The organism is uncultured Dokdonia sp. (genome assembly GCF_947492535.1).
Taxonomy (GTDB): domain Bacteria; phylum Bacteroidota; class Bacteroidia; order Flavobacteriales; family Flavobacteriaceae; genus Dokdonia.
Genome location: NZ_CANLNH010000071.1, coordinates 1 through 206 on the forward strand (window position 1 = coordinate 1; position 206 = coordinate 206).

A 206-nucleotide genomic window follows, 5' to 3' on the forward strand; every position below is an offset into this window, starting at 1 on the left:
TCGACCTCTACGGATACCGCTACAGTGGTAGTTACGGTGAATCCAGTAGTTGATGTGATGGATGATGCAGAGACGACAGCAGAGGATACACCAGTAGATGTAGATGTATTAGATAATGATATGTTTGATCCTACGAGTGATGTAGAAGTGACTGATGTGACTGATCCAGCCAATGGAACGGTAACGATCAATGCAGATGGAACTGT

The 206-nt window shown here is 44.2% G+C and carries 1 protein-coding gene; it reads left to right on the forward strand.

Translation table 11 applies throughout. The features are described from left to right. A partial coding sequence (locus tag Q1A60_RS21595; RefSeq protein WP_299770834.1) for an Ig-like domain-containing protein occupies positions 1–206 on the forward strand: 206 nt, incomplete at both ends.